The organism is Brevibacillus brevis (assembly GCF_001039275.2).
Lineage (GTDB): Bacteria > Bacillota > Bacilli > Brevibacillales > Brevibacillaceae > Brevibacillus > Brevibacillus brevis_C.
The window spans coordinates 982,664-1,002,287 of sequence record NZ_CP030117.1; the positions used below are offsets into that span (position 1 = coordinate 982,664).

21 protein-coding genes are annotated in these 19,624 nt (G+C 47.8%); 11 read left to right on the forward strand and 10 right to left on the reverse strand.

The annotated features are described in order from the left end of the window. Nucleotides 1-47: 47 nt before the first annotated feature. Both AB432_RS05135 and AB432_RS05140 read right to left on the reverse strand, forming a co-directional pair. Nucleotides 48-1,190, reverse strand: coding sequence for a winged helix-turn-helix domain-containing protein (locus tag AB432_RS05135; RefSeq protein WP_048031335.1), 1,143 nt, complete (start codon nt 1,188-1,190; stop codon nt 48-50). Beyond that, nucleotides 1,181-2,911, reverse strand: a complete 1,731-nt coding sequence (locus AB432_RS05140; protein ID WP_048031336.1) for a sigma-54 interaction domain-containing protein — start codon at nt 2,909-2,911, stop codon at nt 1,181-1,183. Before AB432_RS05140 ends, AB432_RS05135 begins: the two co-directional genes overlap by 10 nt. Before the next feature lie 201 nt (nt 2,912-3,112). Between AB432_RS05140 and AB432_RS05145 the strand changes: the two genes are divergently transcribed. From AB432_RS05145 to AB432_RS05175, 7 genes are all read left to right on the forward strand, one after another. Further along, nucleotides 3,113-4,033 carry a proline dehydrogenase family protein gene (locus AB432_RS05145; RefSeq protein WP_048031337.1) on the forward strand — a complete coding sequence of 307 codons (921 nt, stop codon included), beginning with the start codon at nt 3,113-3,115 and terminating at the stop codon, nt 4,031-4,033. A 75-nt stretch (nt 4,034-4,108) separates the two neighbouring features. Next, on the forward strand, nt 4,109-5,038 hold the full coding sequence (locus AB432_RS05150; protein WP_048031338.1) for a DNA-3-methyladenine glycosylase family protein: 930 nt from the start codon (nt 4,109-4,111) through the stop codon (nt 5,036-5,038). A 119-nt stretch (nt 5,039-5,157) separates the two neighbouring features. After that, nucleotides 5,158-6,492 carry a branched-chain amino acid transport system II carrier protein gene (gene brnQ / locus AB432_RS05155; protein ID WP_048031339.1) on the forward strand — a complete coding sequence of 445 codons (1,335 nt, stop codon included), beginning with the start codon at nt 5,158-5,160 and terminating at the stop codon, nt 6,490-6,492. 194 nt (nt 6,493-6,686) lie between these two features. Continuing rightward, nucleotides 6,687-7,385, forward strand: a complete 699-nt coding sequence (locus AB432_RS05160; protein ID WP_048031340.1) for a response regulator transcription factor — start codon at nt 6,687-6,689, stop codon at nt 7,383-7,385. Further along, a complete protein-coding gene (locus tag AB432_RS05165) occupies nt 7,385-8,821 on the forward strand; it encodes a sensor histidine kinase (protein WP_048031341.1) in 1,437 nt (478 codons plus the stop codon). Before AB432_RS05160 ends, AB432_RS05165 begins: the two co-directional genes overlap by 1 nt. A 155-nt stretch (nt 8,822-8,976) precedes the next feature. Next, a complete protein-coding gene (locus tag AB432_RS05170; RefSeq protein ID WP_048031342.1) occupies nt 8,977-9,348 on the forward strand; it encodes a hypothetical protein in 372 nt (123 codons plus the stop codon). Nucleotides 9,349-9,497: 149 nt separating this feature from the next. After that, a complete protein-coding gene (locus AB432_RS05175) occupies nt 9,498-10,517 on the forward strand; it encodes a S66 family peptidase (RefSeq protein WP_048031343.1) in 1,020 nt (339 codons plus the stop codon). Between the two features lie 64 nt (nt 10,518-10,581). Here AB432_RS05175 and AB432_RS05180 read toward each other — a convergent pair whose 3' ends face one another. The 3 genes from AB432_RS05180 to AB432_RS05190 form a co-directional block, all read right to left on the reverse strand. Next, nucleotides 10,582-11,541: a DMT family transporter gene (locus tag AB432_RS05180; protein ID WP_048031344.1), complete on the reverse strand. Its 960-nt coding sequence runs from the start codon at nt 11,539-11,541 to the stop codon at nt 10,582-10,584. A gap of 146 nt (nt 11,542-11,687) precedes the next feature. Next, nucleotides 11,688-12,206, reverse strand: coding sequence for a GNAT family N-acetyltransferase (locus AB432_RS05185; protein WP_048031345.1), 519 nt, complete (start codon nt 12,204-12,206; stop codon nt 11,688-11,690). After that, nucleotides 12,203-12,658, reverse strand: a complete 456-nt coding sequence (locus AB432_RS05190; protein WP_048031346.1) for a DinB family protein — start codon at nt 12,656-12,658, stop codon at nt 12,203-12,205. Before AB432_RS05190 ends, AB432_RS05185 begins: the two co-directional genes overlap by 4 nt. Before the next feature lie 140 nt (nt 12,659-12,798). Here AB432_RS05190 and AB432_RS05195 point away from each other — a divergent pair, with 140 nt between their 5' ends. After that, nucleotides 12,799-13,209, forward strand: coding sequence for an acyl-CoA thioesterase (locus AB432_RS05195; protein ID WP_048031347.1), 411 nt, complete (start codon nt 12,799-12,801; stop codon nt 13,207-13,209). A gap of 5 nt (nt 13,210-13,214) precedes the next feature. Here the strand turns inward: AB432_RS05195 and AB432_RS05200 are convergent, their stop codons facing one another. Continuing rightward, nucleotides 13,215-13,511 (reverse strand): hypothetical protein, encoded by a 297-nt coding sequence (locus tag AB432_RS05200; protein WP_048031348.1) that lies wholly within the window; start codon nt 13,509-13,511, stop codon nt 13,215-13,217. Nucleotides 13,512-13,610: 99 nt separating this feature from the next. On the opposite strand from AB432_RS05200, the gene AB432_RS05205 reads away from it, so the two are divergent. Continuing rightward, the gene (locus AB432_RS05205) at nt 13,611-14,315 is read left to right on the forward strand and encodes an HAD family hydrolase (RefSeq protein ID WP_048031349.1); all 705 of its coding nucleotides are present in this window, start codon (nt 13,611-13,613) and stop codon (nt 14,313-14,315) included. A 288-nt stretch (nt 14,316-14,603) separates the two neighbouring features. On the opposite strand, the gene AB432_RS05215 is transcribed toward AB432_RS05205, so the two are convergent. Genes AB432_RS05215 through AB432_RS05225 form a run of 3 tightly spaced genes read right to left on the reverse strand, consistent with a single transcriptional unit; the run spans nt 14,604 to nt 16,424 of the window. Next, nucleotides 14,604-14,801 carry a hypothetical protein gene (locus tag AB432_RS05215; RefSeq protein ID WP_048031351.1) on the reverse strand — a complete coding sequence of 66 codons (198 nt, stop codon included), beginning with the start codon at nt 14,799-14,801 and terminating at the stop codon, nt 14,604-14,606. After that, entirely contained in the window at nt 14,791-15,711 is a 921-nt protein-coding gene (locus AB432_RS05220) for an ABC transporter ATP-binding protein (RefSeq protein ID WP_048031352.1), read from the reverse strand. The genes AB432_RS05215 and AB432_RS05220 overlap by 11 nt, the downstream gene beginning before the upstream one ends. Next, nucleotides 15,711-16,424, reverse strand: a complete 714-nt coding sequence (locus AB432_RS05225; RefSeq protein WP_053079548.1) for an ABC transporter permease — start codon at nt 16,422-16,424, stop codon at nt 15,711-15,713. Before AB432_RS05225 ends, AB432_RS05220 begins: the two co-directional genes overlap by 1 nt. A 108-nt stretch (nt 16,425-16,532) precedes the next feature. Here AB432_RS05225 and AB432_RS05230 point away from each other — a divergent pair, with 108 nt between their 5' ends. Both AB432_RS05230 and AB432_RS05235 read left to right on the forward strand, forming a co-directional pair. After that, entirely contained in the window at nt 16,533-17,249 is a 717-nt protein-coding gene (locus AB432_RS05230; RefSeq protein ID WP_048031353.1) for a response regulator transcription factor, read from the forward strand. Continuing rightward, nucleotides 17,246-18,985, forward strand: a complete 1,740-nt coding sequence (locus tag AB432_RS05235; protein ID WP_048031354.1) for a sensor histidine kinase — start codon at nt 17,246-17,248, stop codon at nt 18,983-18,985. Before AB432_RS05230 ends, AB432_RS05235 begins: the two co-directional genes overlap by 4 nt. A 54-nt stretch (nt 18,986-19,039) precedes the next feature. Here AB432_RS05235 and AB432_RS05240 read toward each other — a convergent pair whose 3' ends face one another. Then, a complete protein-coding gene (locus AB432_RS05240) occupies nt 19,040-19,534 on the reverse strand; it encodes a GNAT family N-acetyltransferase (protein WP_048031355.1) in 495 nt (164 codons plus the stop codon). Between the last annotated feature and the right edge of the window lie 90 nt (nt 19,535-19,624).

Sequence of the window (19,624 nt, forward strand, 5' to 3'; positions counted from 1 at the left end):
CCATCGATCTGTTACCTCGATGATAAAAGGGATTTGTCAGAGGAATATCAGATAGTTGATGAGATGAGGGCAAGAATCTTTTTCTGCAAGTAGTCGAACTGGTACTCTTCGGATAATTTCGCCCACATTTTCTGGTATTTGCGCTCCCATTCTGGATCGTAGCCGAAGTCTTTCAAGAACAACAAGATCATTTGTGTGCCATAAATGAGATGGGGGACGAACTTGGTGCTTCGTAAGACCTCCAGACCTTCATCGACCAAACGGCGCGCCTTGGCAAGCTCCTGTCGATGGTACAGACAAAGACCGCGTGTAATGGTAAAGCTGCCGAGCTCACGCTGCATAGGGAGTTCTTGCAAGATCACCTCAGAGTGTTGAATGACTTTCTCAGCCTCGTCAACTTCACCCATGAGCAGATACAAGAGGGCTTCTTCCGCTTGAAAAAAGAGTTGAAAGCCGGGTGAATTGACTCGCTCAACAATCTCTCTGGCAGGAAGCATTTGTTTTTTTGCTTGCTCCCATTCTTTGGCTTGGGCGTAGACACTGATTGCGGTGATTTGCATCTCATCCTGATAATTTTTAGGCATACTTTTCGCGTTTTTCAGAGCCCATTGTAAAATGTCTAATGTTTTTTGCGAGTCAATTTCTGTCATATGGTATAAATGGAACAAATAAAACAGCTTGTCGGAAATGGGGGGAGTTTTATCCTCGACAAACCAGCCGAAGTCACCGGCAACAAACCGCAAATAGGTAGCATAAAAAGAGTCCATCTGGAAGCCAAGAACTTGCTGATTCGCATAGAGTGTCTGCAAAGCTGCCCCCATCCCCATGCCGTGGTAGGTGGTTAGCATCTTCTGGATGTTCTCGGAGAAATCACTGTTTAATGCCGATGGACTAGGCGATTGCTGCTCTTTTAGCGTAAGCCGATAGCCGACTCCTCGGACCGTATCAATCGTGAGCAGATGTGACCACTTTTGCAGTTTTTTCCGCAAACGGTAAATGTGATCGTCGACAGTACGGTCAGTAGGCTCTTCCAGCGGCCAGACGCGATCCAGCAGGTCACTTCTTGAAAAGGCCCGGTTTTTCCACGTGTACAGAAATTGAAACAAGGCGAATTCCTTTGGCAAAAGGACAATCGTTTCCCCAGCATAATGGATTTGATACGTATCATCGGACCATGTTATCAATCCCATTTGAAAGACTCCTCGTTTATATTGAACTTCTTCATTTTATTGTAAAGGGTGCCGCGAGATACGCCGAGCAGCTCGGCTGCTGCTTTTTTGTTGCCGTAGGTGCGCTCCAACGCTGCCAGAATGCGCTCTTTTTCGTTTGCAGGTGGAGTAGGGGACGCAATCGAAGGACGTATAATTGTCGCCGGTGTCGGAGTCGGCGGCGCATACGTTCCCCCAGTCGGTGTCAGTACAGAGACGTATGTGGGTTCGGTGTGACTGCGTATGACGGACGGCAGATGCTCAGGCAAAATAACGCCGTTTTCTTGCAGGATCGACAGACGTTCGATAACGTTACGAAGCTGTCGGATGTTCCCCGGCCAAGTGTACTCGAACAACGCTTGCATGACCTCGGGAGAGATGCGTGGTACGGAGTGGTCATGGGCGACCGAATACTCATGAATGAAAATTTGCACGAGCTCTGGCAAATCTTCTCGTCGTTCGCGCAGCGGCGGTATTTCCAGAGAAAAGACGTTCAGCCGATAATACAAGTCCTCGCGAAAACGCCCGTCTGCAACCATTTGCTCTAGCTGTCTGTTGGTCGCCGCTACAATCCGTGTGTTGACGGTGATTGGCTCTGTTCCGCCTACGCGGTAAAACTGTCGTTCCTGTAAGGCGCGAAGCAGCTTGACCTGCAACTCTAGCGGCAGCTCCCCAATTTCATCGAGGAAAAGTGTCCCGCCATGCGCCAGCTCCAGCTTGCCAGGCTTGCCTTTTTTCTCAGCTCCGGTAAAAGCACCGCCTTGATAGCCAAATAGCTCACTTTCGAACAGAGCAGCAGGAATGGCACCGCAGTTGATCGCAATAAAGGGTTTTTCATGTCGGCGACTTGCCTGATGAATCGCTTTGGCAAACAGCTCTTTCCCAACGCCGCTTTCTCCGTAAATCAGCACAGTCGCATCCGTCTGCGCCACTTTTTTTGCGGAACCAATAGCGGATTGAATCGAGGCGGAATGCCCTTTGATCGCATAAAAAGGATCGTCTGCTGCCTGAAACCGACTCATCTCTTGCTGCAAATTGTGGAGATGAGCCGTCGTATGTGCTAATTCTTCATTGAGACGAACCAATTCGGTAATATCCTGTTCAATAGAAATCGCGCCGATAATCTCACCTTCGCGGCGAATCGGTGCCGCATTAATGAGTACATGACTATCAGGACGAGGAATATGATAGACACGTTGTACAGATGTCCCTTGACGTAGCGCATCGAGCAGGCGGATTGATTCACTCGCGAAGTGCTCATCGAGAGAAGTGCCGACGACTTGCTCGCGATCGATTTCATAAATCGTTTCTGCTGCCCGATTCCAGTGTTGGACAACGTTGCGGGAGTCCACAATCGTGACAGCCTCACTCATCGTATCCATCAAGGTACTGAGTAGGGCAGACTGATTTTGGGTCAACACGACAAAGGCAGTCATGAGCTGGTAGGGCTCAACCATTCCCGTCGGAGTCCCTTGTTCATCCACGATGACGAATGCCGGCAGATCAGAAATGCCTGTACCAGCGAGAATGTGGCTGATAGATTGTTCGAGCGTGGTTGTAGGCGAGACGATGACTACTTTGCCCTTTCGTTCTTTATCAACCCATTCACCTACAGTTTCACCTGTGCGTATTTTGACAATATCGGGTGGAAGCGGAATCGCAAAGGAAGAGAGCGTACTGTCCAACGAAAATAACGGTTTCAAATCGTCACCTCTTATCCAAACTAACAGGCAAAGGGATCGTTCCTGTTGTACATCTAATCAAAAGTGTACAAGAATAGACACGCAATGTACATATGTGTTGAATGCGTCGTATAGACATCACGATAGCGCTTACGAGAATAAGTTGGCACGATTCATGCTAGTAGAAGTGGACAGAGTACGTTGAGGAGGAGACAGTCAACGATGGAACAAGCTATGAAGGATTTCTTTCTATTTTTATCCAAAAACAAAACCTTAAATTCTGCCGCGAAAAAGTGGGGTCTGCGCTTTGGAGCGAGTCGCTTTGTATCCGGTCAAACCATTGCGGAGGCAATTAACGCCGTACGCAAGCTGAACCAGCAAGGTCTCGTGTGCACGCTGGATCATCTGGGCGAATTCGTATTCAGCGTAGAGGAAGCAAACGAGTCTGCTGACTATTGCATCAAAACGCTGGAAGCGATCCACCAATCCGGTGTCGATTGCAATCTTTCGTTGAAAATGACTTCGCTTGGTCTGGATATCAGCCGTGAGCTCTGCATGAACAACATGAGACGCATTTTGGATTCGGCTAAGAAAAACGGAAACATTTTCGTTCGTATCGACATGGAGGACTACGCACACAATCACGTGACCATGGAGATTTTGAACGAATTACTACAAGAGTACGACAACGTAGGAACCGTAATTCAGGCGTATCTCTACAAAGCATCGGACGATATCGACAGCCTGAAGGACAAAAAAGTGAACTTCCGTCTCGTAAAAGGAGCCTACAAGGAATCTCCTGAAGTTGCTTACCCGAACAAGCCAGATGTAGATGAGAACTACAAAAAAATCATCAAGCAGCATCTGTTGAACGGTGGGTACGCTGCTGTGGCAACTCATGATGACAACATCATTGATTTTGTGAAAAAGCTGGAAAAGGAACACAACATCCCGCGCACACAGTTTGAATTCCAAATGTTGTATGGTATTCGCACACAGTCCCAAATTGACTTGGCTCGCGAAGGCTATAAAATGCGTGTTTATGTACCGTACGGAAACGACTGGTATGGATATTTCATGCGCCGTTTGGCAGAAAGTCCGGCAAACGTAAAATTTGTTCTCAAAGGGATGTTTACGAAATAAGTTTTGCGAAGTATACTTGACACCTTCGGAGGATTCTCCGGAGGTTTTTATTTTATCTGGAAAGGTGAGAGTCTTGTGAATTGTTGGATTATTTCGCTTACTCCCCCGTATTCTTTTGACCGGTTGCTTCGGCGTCTTGAGACACATCCAGATACGCAGATACGTGTGAATAAAGAAAAAAATAGTCTACAGCGCGTCTTTCGTATCGGCTTACGGCCAGTTCTGGTCCATATGCAATTTGAGGGCAGCTTGGAAGAACCCGCATTGCGCTACGAGACAGAGGCGATTTTGTCCACGACAGACCAGCAGTTGCTAGAAAAAATGATCCGCCGTACTTTTAGTGTTGATTTGGATCTACCCGTTATTTACGAGCAGATGAGGGAGGAAAAGGAACTTGCCATCCTGACTGAGCGGTTTCGCGGTCTTCGTCTTATGCTGGATGCCGATTTGTTTCAATGCATGGTCAAGACCATTATCGGGCAGCAGATCAATTTGACCTTTGCAGCCAATTTGACCGAGAGGCTGGTTACACTGGCTGGCGACCCAGTAGAAAACGCAAACGGCGAGGGCATCATCGCTTTTCCGACTCCTGATGCGGTAGCGAGATTGACTGTGGAGGATTTGCGTACGCTGCAATTTAGTCAGCGAAAAGCAGAGTATATTATCGATTTTGCCCGTGCCATTGTGAATGAAACGGTAGATTTGGAAAGACTATGGACAATGAAGGACGAGGAAATCATTACTTACCTCACTTCACTACGAGGAATTGGACGGTGGACGGTAGAGTGCCTGCTCATGTTTGGGATGGGGCGTCCAGACTTGTTGCCCGCTGCTGATATCGGTTTGCGAAATGGAATTGTTCACCTCTATGGAATGAACTCGAAGCCAAATGAAAACGACATTCGCAAGCTAGGGGAAAAGTGGGCTCCATGGCGCAGTATCTATTGTCTGTACGTATGGGAAGCAGTGGGGGCGATCAAGAGAAAAGAGGTATTTGACCTGTAAAAACTTTCATTTTTAACAAAAGTTCAATAATTTTAAAAAATTAAAGGTTGAATAGTGAGTAAATTTTAAGTTATACTAATGAAAATTTTATTTTATTAAATAATATTGAGAGGATTCATATGAAAGAACTTTCTACGAAAGAAACAATTACAATTGGTTTGATGCTGTTTGCCCTATTCTTTGGAGCAGGGAATATGATTTTCCCGCCTGCACTGGGACAAGCTGCAGGAGATAATGTTTGGGTCGCAATGGTCGGCTTTTTGATTACCGGTGTAGGTCTGCCTTTACTGGGCATCATCGCGGTTGGCTTGGCTGGCGGTAACTTGCAAACGTTGGCAACAAGAGTGCATCCGCTGTTTGCAGTCGTATTCACCTTTATTGTTTATCTGTCGATTGGGCCATTCATGGCGATTCCGCGGACAGGTACAGTAACCTTTGAAATGGGCGTGCTGCCATATTTGTCTGAATCCATGAAAGACAGTTGGGTTCCGCTTTTTGTGACTACCGTCATCTATTTTGCCATCACGTTTTGGTTGAGTCTGAACCCGAGCAAGCTGGTGGATCGAATTGGTAAAATTTTGACACCTGCTCTCTTGATCATCATTGGTCTGATGTTTGTCAAATCACTCATTTCTCCTTTGGGTGAAGTGGGACAACCGACAGGTGCGTATCAGGATACTGCGTTCTTCAAGGGTTTTGTCGAAGGCTATCTGACGCTGGATGCATTAGCTGCAATGGTATTTGGTCTGGTAGTAACAACGGCTGTTCAGGCTAGAGGCATCATTGACCGCAAAAAAGTGATGTGGTCCACGATCAAAGCAGCCATTCTCGCCGCTACCGGTCTTGGACTTGTCTATCTTGCTCTCAGCTATTTGGGCGCGACGAGTGTTTCGTTTGCGAAATCGGAAAATGGTGGACAAATTTTAACCGGGGTCGTGCACCAACTGTTCGGTCCATTAGGTTCGCTCTTGCTGGGAGCAGCTGTTACGCTTGCTTGCCTCACTACTTCAGTTGGGCTCGTCACTGCGTGCAGTCAATTTTTCTCGAGTCGTATTCCTAGCATTTCCTACAAGAAAATGGCTGTGATCCTGTGCGTGTTCAGTGCTGCGGTAGCAAACGTAGGCTTGACGCAGCTGATTACGTTCTCTGTGCCTGTCTTAATGGCGATTTATCCGCTGGCGATCGTGCTGATGCTGCTGACGTTTTGTGATCGGATGTTTAATGGACATCGTGCCGTATACGTTGGCGCGATCACGGCAACGGCTGTCATCAGTCTGTTGGATGGTGCTTCCCAGCTTGGATTGTCTATCGACTCGCTGACGCCAATCTTGGAACAATTGCCACTGTACAAAGTAGGAATTGGTTGGCTGGTGCCAGCTTTTGTAGGCGCACTGTTAGGGTTGCTGTGGGCTAGCCTCACACGCAGTGTCCCGATTGTAAGAGAAACGAAGTGAAAAATATGAGCGGGTGGGCTATAGGTCCACTCGCTTTTTTATTGTCGCAAACAATTTTTGTCCTGCTTTTACCAGCTCGATAGGACTTCTATCCGTCCACAACACGGGTGATCTATGTTACCATGGAAAAACGTAAATTGTCTGAACGGCATGTTTCATTCTATGTCGTTTTGAAAGAAGGGAGGTTATTGGCTATGTCCACGATGAAAGTCTTGGTTGCCGATGACGATCCAAACGTACGCGAAATTATTCGCCTTTATTTTGAAAAACAACAAATCGAGCTCATCGCAGCAACAGATGGACGAGAAGCTCTTGAGATGATGGAAAAGGAACAGCCGGATGTGGTCATTCTCGATGTGATGATGCCGCAGTTGGACGGCTTTGAAGCATGCCGGGAAATCCGCAAGAAGTGGGATACGCCGATTATTATGCTGACGGCAAAGGATGAGGAGTTTGACCGTGTACTCGGATTGGAGCTCGGAGCGGATGATTACGTAACGAAGCCGTTTAGTCCACGTGAGATCGTTGCACGTATCCGTGCGATTATGCGCAGATTACAGCCAAAGCCAAAAGTAGAAGATGAGGCAGTGCTTCGGACTTTTGTTTTTGATCAATTAACGATCGATCTGGATAAACGGGAAGTGATCGTTGCCGGGGAAAAAGTGAGCTTTCGCCCGAAGGAGTTTGATCTGCTTGTTCAACTCGTCAAATCGCCGGGAAGTGTTTGGTCACGAGAGCAATTGCTGGAACAAGTGTGGGGCTTTGATTATTTTGGCGATGTTCGAACGATCGATGTTCATATTAAAAAGATCAGACAACGTTTAGACAAGCTCCCTTATGAATGCATTCAAACGGTTTGGGGGATCGGCTACAAGTTTGGGGTGGATAACTGATGCTAGGCATGTCGAAAAGTATCTACCGCAGACTGCTGGTCAGCTTTTTGGCTACCGTTTTGGTAGGGTTGGGGATTACAGGGATCGTTCTCTCCTTTTTTACGAAAGAGTATATTTACAACGCGAAAGAAGAAGAGCTTTTGCGGATGGCCAAAAAAGTAAATGCCGCTATTCATAACAGCAATGAAGTAAACAAAAAGCTCTTGGACAAGCTGGCGATGCTGGACGAGTCATTTGATACCCGCATCTGGCTATTTGATACGGAAGGAAAAATTGTCGCGACTTCGATGAAGGATGAGATGCTTACGGGCAAGTCCGTGGCAGTTTCCATCGCGGGTAACGTGCTGAACGGAAAAAGCGCGGTAACCGAGCTGCAAATCGAAGGTCTGGATGACCCGATGTTGTCGGTCTCCGTCCCGTGGGGCGAGGGCGAAAACGTCTATGGCGGAATTATTTTGCATGCGCCGATAGAAGGAATTGAGAAAACCTTTGGTCAAATGCGCGAATCGATTCTGTGGGCGACATTATTTGGGGTGCTTCTTTCTACGATCATGGTTTCGTATTTGTCATGGTCAATCTCCCGCCCATTGCGAACAATTGAGAGAACAGCGGCTGAAATTGGTCGCGGGAATTATGCAGAGCGCGTCCAGGTCGATACGTCTGATGAGATTAGCGACTTGGCGCAAACGATCAATACGATGGCACAGAAGCTGGAGAAGGTAGAGCAGGAGCGTCATCATCTAGAGCAAGTGCGCAATGATTTTTTGGCGAACGTCTCCCATGAATTGCGTACGCCTCTCACCGCGATCCAAGGTTTTCTCGAGGCGTTGCAAGACGGCTTGGTAGAGGAAGAAGAGGCGCGGCAGAAGTATTACGCTGTGATGTACACCGAAACGATGCAAGTGAACCGCTTGGTGGATGATCTGATGGACTTGATGAAGCTGGAGAACAATGAAGTAAATCTGGCCAAGTTCCCTGTCGATGTGGCAGATGTCATGAATCGGGTTGCTTTTTCCTTCCATCCAGAAGCAGAGGAAAAAGGGCTTCGCTTGGAGGTAGAGGTAGAGGACGAGCTGCCGCGAATTTATGCCGACAAGGACCGGATCGCGCAAATTCTGAAAAATCTGGTGAAGAATGCACTCAAGTTTACGGCTGCGGGTGAAATTCGCATGCGCGCTTCGCTGGAAGAGGAATACGTCCAGATTCAAGTGATCGATACAGGGATGGGAATTGCAGCAGATGATCTGGATCGCATCTGGGAACGTTTTTTCAAAGTGGATCGGGGACGTTCCAAGAACAATAAAGGGACAGGGCTTGGACTTGCCATTGTAAAAGAGCTGGTAGAGCTGCATGATGGCAAATGCAGAGTGGATAGCACGCCTGGGAAGGGCAGTACTTTTACGATATGGCTTCCCAGGATTAAGCCGGAGAACTAAATCATGATCCGATCAAAATGATCATGGTCATACTTTTTTCATATTTTGATCATCGTTTTTTCCTACTTTCCTTACAGAATGGTTATCTTTAACCGTTACGATATAGGTGTGACAGCGAGAAGGTCACGAAGCCAAGGAATGAAAGGGGAATGAACATGAACAAAAAATGGCTCTCCATTGCCACTGTCGCATTACTCCTGTCTGGCAGCTTGGTTGCCTGCTCTAACACAACAGGAACTCCTGAACCGGCGACACAACCAGAGGGCACGACAAGCGAAACCGCTCCGGGGTCCTCCACTTCTGATAGCGGACAATCGACCGATAGCTCGGTTTCGCAAGATCAGTCTACAACGGATGCTTCTACGGGCAGTTCTGATGCATCGAAGGACACAGGTTCGTCTACGGTAGCACCTGCGACAGATGCCAATTCTGATGCAGGTACCAGCACTGGATCACCTAGTGCTGCGGGAACCGAAAGCAGTGGTTCCACTGGACAGTCTACAACGACTGACGCCAGCAAGAAGTAATCATTCACGAACCGGAAACACGTTCGTTTGAACTCCTCTACTTCCCTCCCGTTTTATATACCTTGATGACGGCTATAGGCCGTCTTTTTTTTGTTCTATTTCATGGTATGATTATCCAAAAACATACATAGTGAGCGGGAGGGAGAAGCATGATCACGTATCCATCGTTAAAAAACGGCGCTACTATAGGGGTAACTGCGCCATCATCTGGTGTACCAGAGTATTTGCATGAACTGATCAGGCTGGCATGCAGTCGTATGGAGAGCAGGGGGTATTCCATCGTTTGCAAAGATACAGTCTGGACACAGGAAAAAGCCAAGTCAGCTCCTGCCACAAATCGCGCAGCCGAATTCAACGCCCTGATGCAAGATGAAGACGTCGATATCATCATCCCTCCCTGGGGTGGCGAGCTGCTGATTGAGATTTTAGACAAGCTTGATTTCCAGTCCATGCAACCAAAATGGGTGTTAGGCTATTCAGATGTGAGTGTGCTGTTGTTTGCGATTACATTAAAAACGGGGATGGCTACGGCCCATGGCACGAATCTGGTGGATATGCGTGGAGCACATATGGATGAGACGACGGCCATGTGGGAAACGGTTCTGTCCACGCAAAAGGGCGAGTCGGTTTTGCAGTACTCTTCCCCGATGTATCAAAAGGAATGGCAGCATGCGAATCCTTCGCCGCATATCTTTCACCTGACGGAACCGACTGTATGGAAAACCACAGAGACTACTCCCCACGTAAACATGCAGGGACGGCTACTTGGTGGCTGTATCGATATCCTTCGGCATGTGATTGGCACACCGTATGGGGACGTGCAAACGTTTCAAAGAGAACAGATCGGGAATGAAGTGATCATCTGGTATTTGGAAAACTGTGAGCTATCTGCGACTGATCAGCGCAGATCTTTGGTACAAATGAAGCTGGCCGGATGGTTCGATCATTGTGCGGGGATCATGTTTGGGCGCAGTCCAGTGAATCAGGCGGTCGACGGCTACACCGTGGAAGATGTCTATCAGGAGCTGGCTTGTGAGCTGCAAGTCCCTGTTCTCTACGATGTAGATTGTGGGCATATGCCGCCACAAATCACGTTTATTAATGGCGCATTTGCTGAAGTGGAGCTATCTTTCGAAAAAGGAAGCGTCCGGCAATATTTTCGGCCATAAGCATAAAAAACGAGGGCTTCCCAACGAATGGGAAGTCCTCGTAGCATGTAAGCATACATGATTTTTAGCCTTGCTTCTCGTTGTAATGGGGGAGAGGATGTTCCTCCGTCGTTTCACGTTTATTTTTGGCCGATTCACGTGTACGCAGAGTGGACAAGGCGACACCGAGGAAAATAAATGCGCCACCAGCGAAAAAGCCAACACCCAAATGTTCATGTAGCAACAGCCAGCCTAAAAATGCACCGACAATGGGCTGAACAAAAAAGAATCCGGCCCCACTCCCTGCGGGCAGCAGCTCGAAGCCTTTGTTCCACAAATAAAAAGCACCTGCGGTAGAAATCATCCCAATATAGAGGACGCCTGCCCATATGTCCCAACCAAATTGCCAGGAGACAGGCGTGACAGACAACTCCCAAAACATGAGCGGACTCGTAAAGATGATGCCAAACAATGCTACGTAGGTAGTGACTAGCAGGGACGAATAGCGCTGCGTTGCCTTTTTGCTGAGAACGGTATACAATCCCCAGCTAATCGCTGCTACGAACAAAATCAGGTTGCCTGCCAGGGAAGACTGGGCGTCAGTTTGATCTGGAACACCGATGACGATGATGACACCAATCGTCGCTAACAAAATACCCGCTGCCTGCTTCAGATGGATGCGCTCCTTTAATAGCCAAACTGCGAAAATGGCAATAAAGGCAGGGGATGCAGAGGTAATCAATGCACCCATGTGGGCAGTAGACAGCTTGGTACCAAGAAATTGTGCGGCGATTGAGATCGTGACCCCAACGAAGGCGATGGCCATCAGCAGAGGATAATCTTTTCTCGCGACACGCTCCTTGCGACCAATGGTAAATGCCCCCAACACGACTAAAGCAATGCAAAAGCGAAAAATCAATAGCGTGAACGGTGGAATCACTTCCAACACGACCTTGCTGACGACATAAACACCGCCCCAGATCGCTGCGGCGAGTGTTAGACAGACAGCCCCCAAAAACATTTGCTTCCATTGTGATTGTGACATAACAAGTCCCTCCCGGAATAATGAATCAATCATTCGAGCGTTATTCCGTAGCCGGGAGGCAGTAAGAGAACTACTTCCTCACCGACTAGGAGAGGAGGGTGGGCACATCATTTTCAAAAAGGCGACGGTTCATATAGTTCACCTCCTTAAATTGTAGGGGTTAGCCACTTGGCTACCAGCAGCACCGGTTGTGTCAGACGACCGACTGGTGCCTCCACCTGACGATACTGCTCATAGCCAAGCCGTCCCCAGAAAAGAAGAGCGGGTTCATTATGCGCAATGACACCGTGATGAACATGCTGACTGCCATGTTGGATGCAGTAGGCTTCTATGAGTGTCACTGCTTCTTTTCCAAAGCCCTGTTGCTGATAATCAGCATGCAGGAGCAAGAGACTAATCCAGCTTTTTGAATCGTTTTCGCTGGAGAGGACGATATGGATGACTCCGATGATTGTACCTTCACGAGTAATAGCGAACCAATGCCCGGAAGGTATGCTTATCGTGGCATCATATTCGGCTTGCAGTTCAGAAAGACTTATTGTGCTCGTGCCGTTTCGAAGCTGATTGTACTTTGGATTACTGTTGTAGGTGGCGAGTAAGTCGGGTAAGTCCTCGCGCAGCAATTCGCGAATGATGAGCCGCTCACCTGTCAGAATGAGACTCATTGAGGTCCTCCGTATTTGCGGATAAGTCCAATCTGCCCGCCGTGGTAGCCCATATGATAGATCAGACGACCAAGTGCCTGACGGGGAGTCAAAGTCGCAATCGGTGCTACACAGGGGATGTCCCACGCGTCTTTTGGCAGAGCAGCCAGAGAATCCAGCAAGTGATGGTAGGCAGCATCTTTGAAAGCAAGCAGGGCAGACAATTCGGTAAAATTCCCTTCATCCTTTACAGGTCCAATTGTAGTGAGGGTGATGCCGGACGGGATTGCTCTTCCGAAAAACATCATACAGAATCGATATTCGACTTCTGCGATGTGATGAATCAAAAATCCGATGGAATTGGAGCCCGGAGCCAGCTTCCAGCCAAGCTCGGATTCATCCAATTGGACGAGTGCATCCTGATAACGGGAGCGAGCTGTTTGCAAGGTCGGCAATAGTTCTTGTTCGAACATCCAATCTTCCTTTCTGGTGTTTATTTTTATTATAGGAAAAAGTTCAGGAAAGAACAGCATGACCATTCGGAATATTTTGAATGAATGTTCACTCAGCTACCTGAATTCGGTATACTGAAGAAAAACAAGGAGTGAGAACGATGGCTCATCGCTATCATCTAACGGTTCGATCTACTGATATTGACGTAATCGGACATGTGAACAATGCCAAATATTTAGAGTACATGGAGTGGGCGCGTTTTGAGTGGATATGGGAGCAAGGATTTACGCTGGATGAATTGAGGCGACGGGCCATCATGCCGGTAGTGGTCAATATAAACATTAACTACCGTAAAGAATTGAAGATGCGTGAAGAGGTAACGGCGATTACGACAGTGGTCAAGGTGGGTGAAAAAAGCTTCGTCATCCGCCAGGAGCTGTACAACGCTGTAGATGTATTAGTAGCGGACGCCGATGTGACAATGGTCATGATCGATGCGAATACACGCCAATCTATTTCTTTGCCAGTTGAGTTGAAAGAGGCATTGCTTGTGGAATTGCCTAAAAGCTAAAGGCTTCAGGATGTTTTGCGAATGAAATCGAGGCGGAAATTATTCCATTCAAGAGCACGCAGCGCCAATGTCTCCAAGATACGCTCATGACGATCTTGACCTTCCTTTAACTCAGCAACATCTTGTTTCAACATGGCGACATCCTGCTTTAGTTCCGCAACATCGGCTTTTAACTGGTGAACTTCCATAGTCAAAGCTTCCATCTTGGCATCCAATTCGTCCTGCCGATCCATAAGAGCATAAGCAATCAGACGCAACTCATTCATACCCTCTATCAAAATATCCAGTTTTTCATTAGACATGTTTCCACCTCCTTTTTCCGTTACAATGATCATAACAAAAGACAGAGTCATATGCACAATGAAAACAGCAAGAAAAAGGGAAGGGGACGCAACTCAGCCATGTCCAAATTTACGACAATCCTATTTGATCTCGATGACACTCTCTTCGACTTTTCAGCTTGCTGGGAGAAAGGGATGCAGCAGACGATTGCGACCCATGCACTTACAGCAGAATTAGACCAAGAGAAATTCCTTGAGGCTCTGCGGCGCCACGGAGATGATCTGTGGGTCGATGTTATTGCCAAACGCTACGATTTTACGCAATACAGGAGGCTGCGTTTTCAGCGAGCCATGGCTGATTGCAACCGACAGATTGAAGCGGAGCAGGTAGACGATTTTCAACGCGCCTACCAGGCGGCATGTATGGATGCAGTCCAGCCAGATGCCACTGTCCAGTCTACTATTGCGAGGTTGGCAGAAGAGCATACGCTAGGGATTGTCACCAATGGTCCTGTCGATATGGCGTTTATCAAGCTGGAGCGGTTGGGATTGTCTATGTATTTTCCGCGGGAGCGGGTGTTTCTCTCCGAGATTATCGGGCATCATAAGCCTGATCTGCGCATATATGAACATGTTCGTGAAAAACTCGGTGTTGAGAGCAAGCAGGTGCTGTTCGTCGGAGATACGTGGGAGGCAGATGTAGCAGGGGCGATGGACGCAGGCTTCTCAGCAGTCTGGATCAATCCACGAGGGAAGAAGCCTACTTCCGAACATCAGCCACTCGCTGTCATTGAACGACTGGATCAGCTTCTCGCAATCTTGTAGAAAAAAGCAGCTCATTGCCCCATAGCCGCATAACTTGCGAGCTGTTTTCGGTGGCAATCAAGCTGCTTTTTTCTACCTATTTTCTTGCTTCTTTTGTTCCTCGCGTTTTGCGTACTGTTTTCTCATGAAAAGGATGAGAGTAACAATAATTAGCCCAATTAAAATCCCGATAGCTCCCGGTGTAAGATTTCCCCAAAAGATTTTAAACAGCAAAATCCCTGTCAGGATAACGGCGAATTCCAGATACCTACTGGCCATGCGAATCTTCCCCCATTTACATGAGCCTGATTATCGTTCGTATCTACTAACCTGATCTTTCATTTTTTCATGCTGACTCTTCCTGTACTTTGTGATGAAGAAGATGAGATTGAGGACAATCAGGCCAATTGTGATTGACATACTTCCGGTGGTCATGCTTTTTCCTATCGAGATGTTGAAAAGCAGCATCCCGGATAGGAGCAGGGCAAAAACGAGATTAAGCATCATGAGACTCTTCCCCCATAAAAATTCGTTCGAGTGAAGGGACTTCAACGTTCACGCCATAAATATCCACGCGCGCCTGGACAAGAGCACGAACGAGGGTTGCCACTTTTTGATCATCATCGACCTGGATCGATAGACGTCCGTCTTCCCAAATCGTATTGCGCCCAAGGGACTCAATAAAGGTGCGCAGGTTTCCAGAATCCTCCGTAGCAAAAGCCGAGTGACGCACATGCACAGATCGCCATGCCTGATGGGCAGCTTGCAGCTCATCGAGAGTACCGAGTGAACTGATCTTTCCGCTTTTCATGATGGCGATGCGGGTACAGATTTTCTCGACTTCATTCAAATTGTGCGAGGTCATGAAGAGCGTTTTTCCTTGTTGATGGAGCTTGCGCAGCAAATTTTGAATATGCAGGGCTGATTCGACGTCTACGCCAGAAGTAGGTTCATCAAGGAAGATGAGCTCCGGGTCTCCGACTAATGCTTGGGCAATACCCAGCTTCTTTTTCATCCCGAAGGAAAAGGTTTTGGCTTTGCGGGATGCATGCTCCTCAAGCTCAACGTCTGTCAGGATGCGCATGCATTCTTCTTTTGTCAGTGTGACGCCTTTTACCTGAGCGAAATAGTGCAGGTGCTCCGCAGGAGATAAATGGTCGTAGAAGGTGGAGTAATCCGGCAGTACGCCAATTCGTTTTTTCCAGCCTTCTGTATGGGCATCTTCTCCAAACATGCGAATGGTGCCCGCAGTCGGAATCAGAATGCCTGTCAGCATATTGATAAAGGTCGATTTTCCTGCGCCGTTTCGACCGAGGAATCCGAAAATCTCCCCGCTGTGTACAGTAAGACTAACATCATTCACGACCGTTCGATTGCCAAAGCGCTTGTTTAACTGTATGGTCTCGATCATTGCCATTAACAATCCCTCCGTCGGAATAAGTACATAGAAGCGATCAGAAAAGCTGCTGCATAGAGCCAAATGAAGCCGGTCCAGGCGCCGCCTTTTTCCATAAATGAAAAGGGTGTCAAATATTTAATCCATGGAGCTGCTGGGTGACTGGAGAAGGTACTCCACAGCCCGAGACCTGGCAAGATCAGTGCGATCACAATTCCCAAAAACATCGTGTAGCTGGGGCGAGGTATCACGAGCGAGAGCAGCAGCGCCAGCGAGATGCAATAGATAAGCAGGGATACGCAGAGGTAAAAGGTCTTGGCGTCAAACGTTTGCACGGTGGCGAAAACGACGCCAAACGTAATAATCATGCAGGTTAACCAGAAGAACGCCACTCCGAGAAATTTCCCAAAAATGATCTGATTGCGTGAAGTCCGGGTGACGAGAAAGCGAATCGTCCTGCCCGCTAGCTCACGATTTATGACATCATGAGACAGGCTGAATACAAACAAGGGCCCGAACAGCATGATGAGTGCAAAGATACCAAGCGCGTGTCCCTGAGCCAGCTCCTTTTGTGGGAGAAAGCTTGCTGCCTGATTGACGAGATCAGAAACCAAGTACGAGATGCCTACGATAAAGGCAACGGTAATTAACGATTTAATACTTTTAAATAGCCGAAAAAATTCGTGTTGGCAAATAGCCCACATAGGTAAATCCGCTCCTTTCTCCTTCATCATAATGGCTAGACCTTTCCCCTACTAAAACGCTACCTTACCATTTCCTTATCTTTTTTGTTGGCGTCGGTTCTCATGGTAGAATGAATGACAGCAAGGGAGGGAACGGATATGGAGAAAGAAGCAAGAATCTTGCTGGTAGATGATGAAGAAGCGATTTTGCAGATGCTTCAAACAGTGCTGAAAAAGGAAGGCTTTGTCCAGATCGATACATGTACGACAGCAGCAGAGGCGATTCGTCTCGTGGAGGAGAAGACATACGACTTGTTGATTCTGGATGTCATGCTCCCTGATAAAAATGGATTTGAGCTGTGCGGAGCCGTGCGCCAGCGAACAAAGGCACCGGTCTTTTTTCTGACGGCAAAGGGCACGGATTTTGATAAATTAAGCGGATTCGCTTATGGAGCGGATGATTACATAACGAAGCCATTTCATCCACTAGAGGTCGTTGCCCGGATGAAGGCTCATCTGCGCAGAACCTTGGGGGGATCTGCTCCAGCCCAGGAAGAAAAGCGCTTTGATTTTGGCCGTTTTCAAGTAAATCTGGAGGCAGCCGAGCTGTTCGTGAACGGAGAACGAGTGGACTGCCCGGCGCAAGTATTTTCATTGCTCGTCTTTTTCTGCCAGAATCCGAACCGGGTATTTACGAAAGAACAAATATACGATCATGTATGGAAAGACGAGTACGGGATGTTTGATGAAAATACAGTCATGGTGCACATTCACAAGCTGCGCCAGCGCATAGAAGAAAATCCGGGACAGCCAAAGCTCCTGGTTACGGTAAGAGGGCTGGGCTACAAGCTGGTTAGTCCGGCAAGACAGTCATGAATTTGCGAAACAAGCTGATCTTTCAATATGTCCGGCAACTGTTCGGGTTTCTCCTCATCTTGCTGCTGTTTTTGATTATCGCGATGCTGGGGTTAGGCTGGCGCATAATGAACGAGCAGTTGGCCGTCGATTTGTCCAGGCTGGAAGCGTCCGATTTGACATTGAAGATGGATTACGAGGGGAAGCGTGTTCGCGTCGAACCGGAAATCGAGCAGAGCGTGGCGAGGCATCAAGGCTGGTTGCAGATTATCGACAAGCATGGAAAAATCCTGTACAACTATCGGACGCCTGCTGATGTTCCCAGCCAATTTGGGCCAGGAGAGTGGATTAGTTATGTAGAAGACCGTGATGCTTCTCCCTATCACATCACGCACTGGGTTATAAACCAATTTGACGAAAATATGATCATCCTCTATGGAACACCCGCTCCAGAAAAAGAAATGATGAAGCGACTGATCGCAGCAAAAACGGGAACCAGCAAAGAGACATGGGATACGTTGAACAAAAGCTTTTCCCAAGAAAAGGCATGGTACTTGGTATACGATCATACGGGGAAACTCATTCATCAATGGAATCACCCGAGAGCTTCTGCCCAGTTAGACATGACGGAAGTACTTCAGAACGGCGAGACAGCAAAAAATGTTCCTGTCCGCATCACAAGTCGATATGACACGAAGAGCGACTTGACGTACGTAGTGGGCACTCCGAATCCAAACTATCAGTCTGGTGTCCAAGAGACGTCGGAGGATGCCATGGTCAAGGAAACGTTCCTTCAGATCGGTGTGATTTTGATCCTGGTCGTTCTATTCGCAGGAAGCTGGTATGCGTGGCGGGTAGGTAAGCCGCTCTTGCACATGGTGAATTGGCTGGAAAGACTGGCCCAAGGTCGCTATGAGGAGCCCATCGGGAAAAAAGGAAAACCAATCGGAAGGAATTGGCGAGGGAAAGAAAAGAAGTCATTTCGTGTGTTCAAGGATGTGTTTGACGCTCTCCGGCATCTGAGTGAAACCTTGCGTTCCAATGAAAAGCTTCAGCAAGAGATCGAGCAGACGCGAGAGGAATGGATTACCGGGCTCTCCCATGATCTCAAGACACCGCTGAGCTCGATTTACGGTTATGCTACCTTTTTGGAGTCCGAACAATATGAGTGGGACAGAAAAGAAGTCAGCGAATTTGGGAAAACGATACGGGAAAAGTCAGACTACATGAACGGACTGATTGAAGATTTGAATTTGACCTATCGACTCAAGAACCAAGCTTTGCCGATGGTCAAGCAACCTGTCGCGATCGTAGAAAGCATTCGCAGGATTGTGGTGGATATGGTGAACGATCCGAGCTCGTCCTTGCATGACATCGAATTTTTGGCGAATGTCCAATCGTTAAGGGCCGAGGTCGATCCAATCTGGTTTCGCCGCATCATCGTCAACATTTTGACAAACGCGATCAAATATACCCCGGCAGGTACACACTTGCTCGTAGAGGTACAGTCGATTGCAACCGATCAGTTTATGGTCAAAATTGCGGATAATGGACCGGGCATGGATGAGACGACATTGGCCAATCTGTTCGAAAGATACTACCGAGGTGGGCATACAGGAGAGAACACCAGTGGAACGGGGCTGGGGATGGCGATCGCCAAACAGCTCGTCTTGGCTCACGGTGGAGAGATTACGGTGGAGAGCAAGCTGGGTAGCGGAACTGTTGTCGTGATGACGTTTCCTGCGGTCATCAGCTAGTTGGTTTTCTTACTAAAAGCCAAGGGATTTGCGCTGTCCCTTGGCTTTTTTCTGTTAAGGTCTAGACATGAACGTTTGTATGACTTTGCCATCCTCTTGACGCTCTTGATAGTGATTGGCTGTGTAATCGCGGATGCTGGCACGCCAAAAGCCGATGGCAGGCACGTTGTTTTCCAATTGAAAGACTTCCCAGGCACCCGGGAACATTTTGAAGATTTGATGGGAGGCCGCTTTTCCGATGCCCAGTCGACGGTAGCGCTTCATGATAAAAAATTCAGCAATGGAGTAAAGCGGGTGGGTCGTTGAATCGGTATTGGGGAGTATGCGAACAAGGACAAACCCTGCGAGCTTGCCATTGACTTTGATGAAAAAGGGATGACGCTCAGGTTCGATCCAGTACTCTTCAAAGTAGTCATAGCCAAACAAGCCGTTTTCATCGACTTCAAAAGGTTCAAACTCAGTGAAGTCATATGTATACAGCTCTAGCAATTGCCCCAGAACGTGCTTTTGGTCAAAAGGAACTCGTTCTATCGAAAAAGTGTGGTTCACGGGAGAAGCCTCCTTTTGGCATAAAATTGTATCGTATCTCAGGCCAACATACGAATAGCGTACTCTATTTTAAAGGCTGTGGGAACAATT

Bases quoted from the DNA above. Each gene is read 5' to 3' on its own strand.
- AB432_RS05225 (WP_053079548.1), bottom strand. From the start codon at position 16,424: ATGATGAAGGAGAAAGGAGCGGATTTACCTATGTGGGCTATTTGCCAA.
- AB432_RS05215 (WP_048031351.1), bottom strand. From the start codon at position 14,801: ATGATGCTTAATCTCGTTTTTGCCCTGCTCCTATCCGGGATGCTGCTT.
- AB432_RS05235 (WP_048031354.1), top strand. From the start codon at position 17,246: ATGAATTTGCGAAACAAGCTGATCTTTCAATATGTCCGGCAACTGTTC.
- AB432_RS05135 (WP_048031335.1), bottom strand. From the start codon at position 1,190: ATGGGATTGATAACATGGTCCGATGATACGTATCAAATCCATTATGCT.
- AB432_RS05170 (WP_048031342.1), top strand. From the start codon at position 8,977: ATGAACAAAAAATGGCTCTCCATTGCCACTGTCGCATTACTCCTGTCT.
- AB432_RS05165 (WP_048031341.1), top strand. From the start codon at position 7,385: ATGCTAGGCATGTCGAAAAGTATCTACCGCAGACTGCTGGTCAGCTTT.
- AB432_RS05175 (WP_048031343.1), top strand. From the start codon at position 9,498: ATGATCACGTATCCATCGTTAAAAAACGGCGCTACTATAGGGGTAACT.
- AB432_RS05160 (WP_048031340.1), top strand. From the start codon at position 6,687: ATGTCCACGATGAAAGTCTTGGTTGCCGATGACGATCCAAACGTACGC.
- AB432_RS05200 (WP_048031348.1), bottom strand. From the start codon at position 13,511: ATGTCTAATGAAAAACTGGATATTTTGATAGAGGGTATGAATGAGTTG.
- AB432_RS05195 (WP_048031347.1), top strand. From the start codon at position 12,799: ATGGCTCATCGCTATCATCTAACGGTTCGATCTACTGATATTGACGTA.
- AB432_RS05230 (WP_048031353.1), top strand. From the start codon at position 16,533: ATGGAGAAAGAAGCAAGAATCTTGCTGGTAGATGATGAAGAAGCGATT.
- brnQ (WP_048031339.1), top strand. From the start codon at position 5,158: ATGAAAGAACTTTCTACGAAAGAAACAATTACAATTGGTTTGATGCTG.
- AB432_RS05145 (WP_048031337.1), top strand. From the start codon at position 3,113: ATGGAACAAGCTATGAAGGATTTCTTTCTATTTTTATCCAAAAACAAA.
- AB432_RS05185 (WP_048031345.1), bottom strand. From the start codon at position 12,206: ATGAGTCTCATTCTGACAGGTGAGCGGCTCATCATTCGCGAATTGCTG.
- AB432_RS05190 (WP_048031346.1), bottom strand. From the start codon at position 12,658: ATGTTCGAACAAGAACTATTGCCGACCTTGCAAACAGCTCGCTCCCGT.
- AB432_RS05205 (WP_048031349.1), top strand. From the start codon at position 13,611: ATGTCCAAATTTACGACAATCCTATTTGATCTCGATGACACTCTCTTC.
- AB432_RS05220 (WP_048031352.1), bottom strand. From the start codon at position 15,711: ATGGCAATGATCGAGACCATACAGTTAAACAAGCGCTTTGGCAATCGA.
- AB432_RS05180 (WP_048031344.1), bottom strand. From the start codon at position 11,541: ATGTCACAATCACAATGGAAGCAAATGTTTTTGGGGGCTGTCTGTCTA.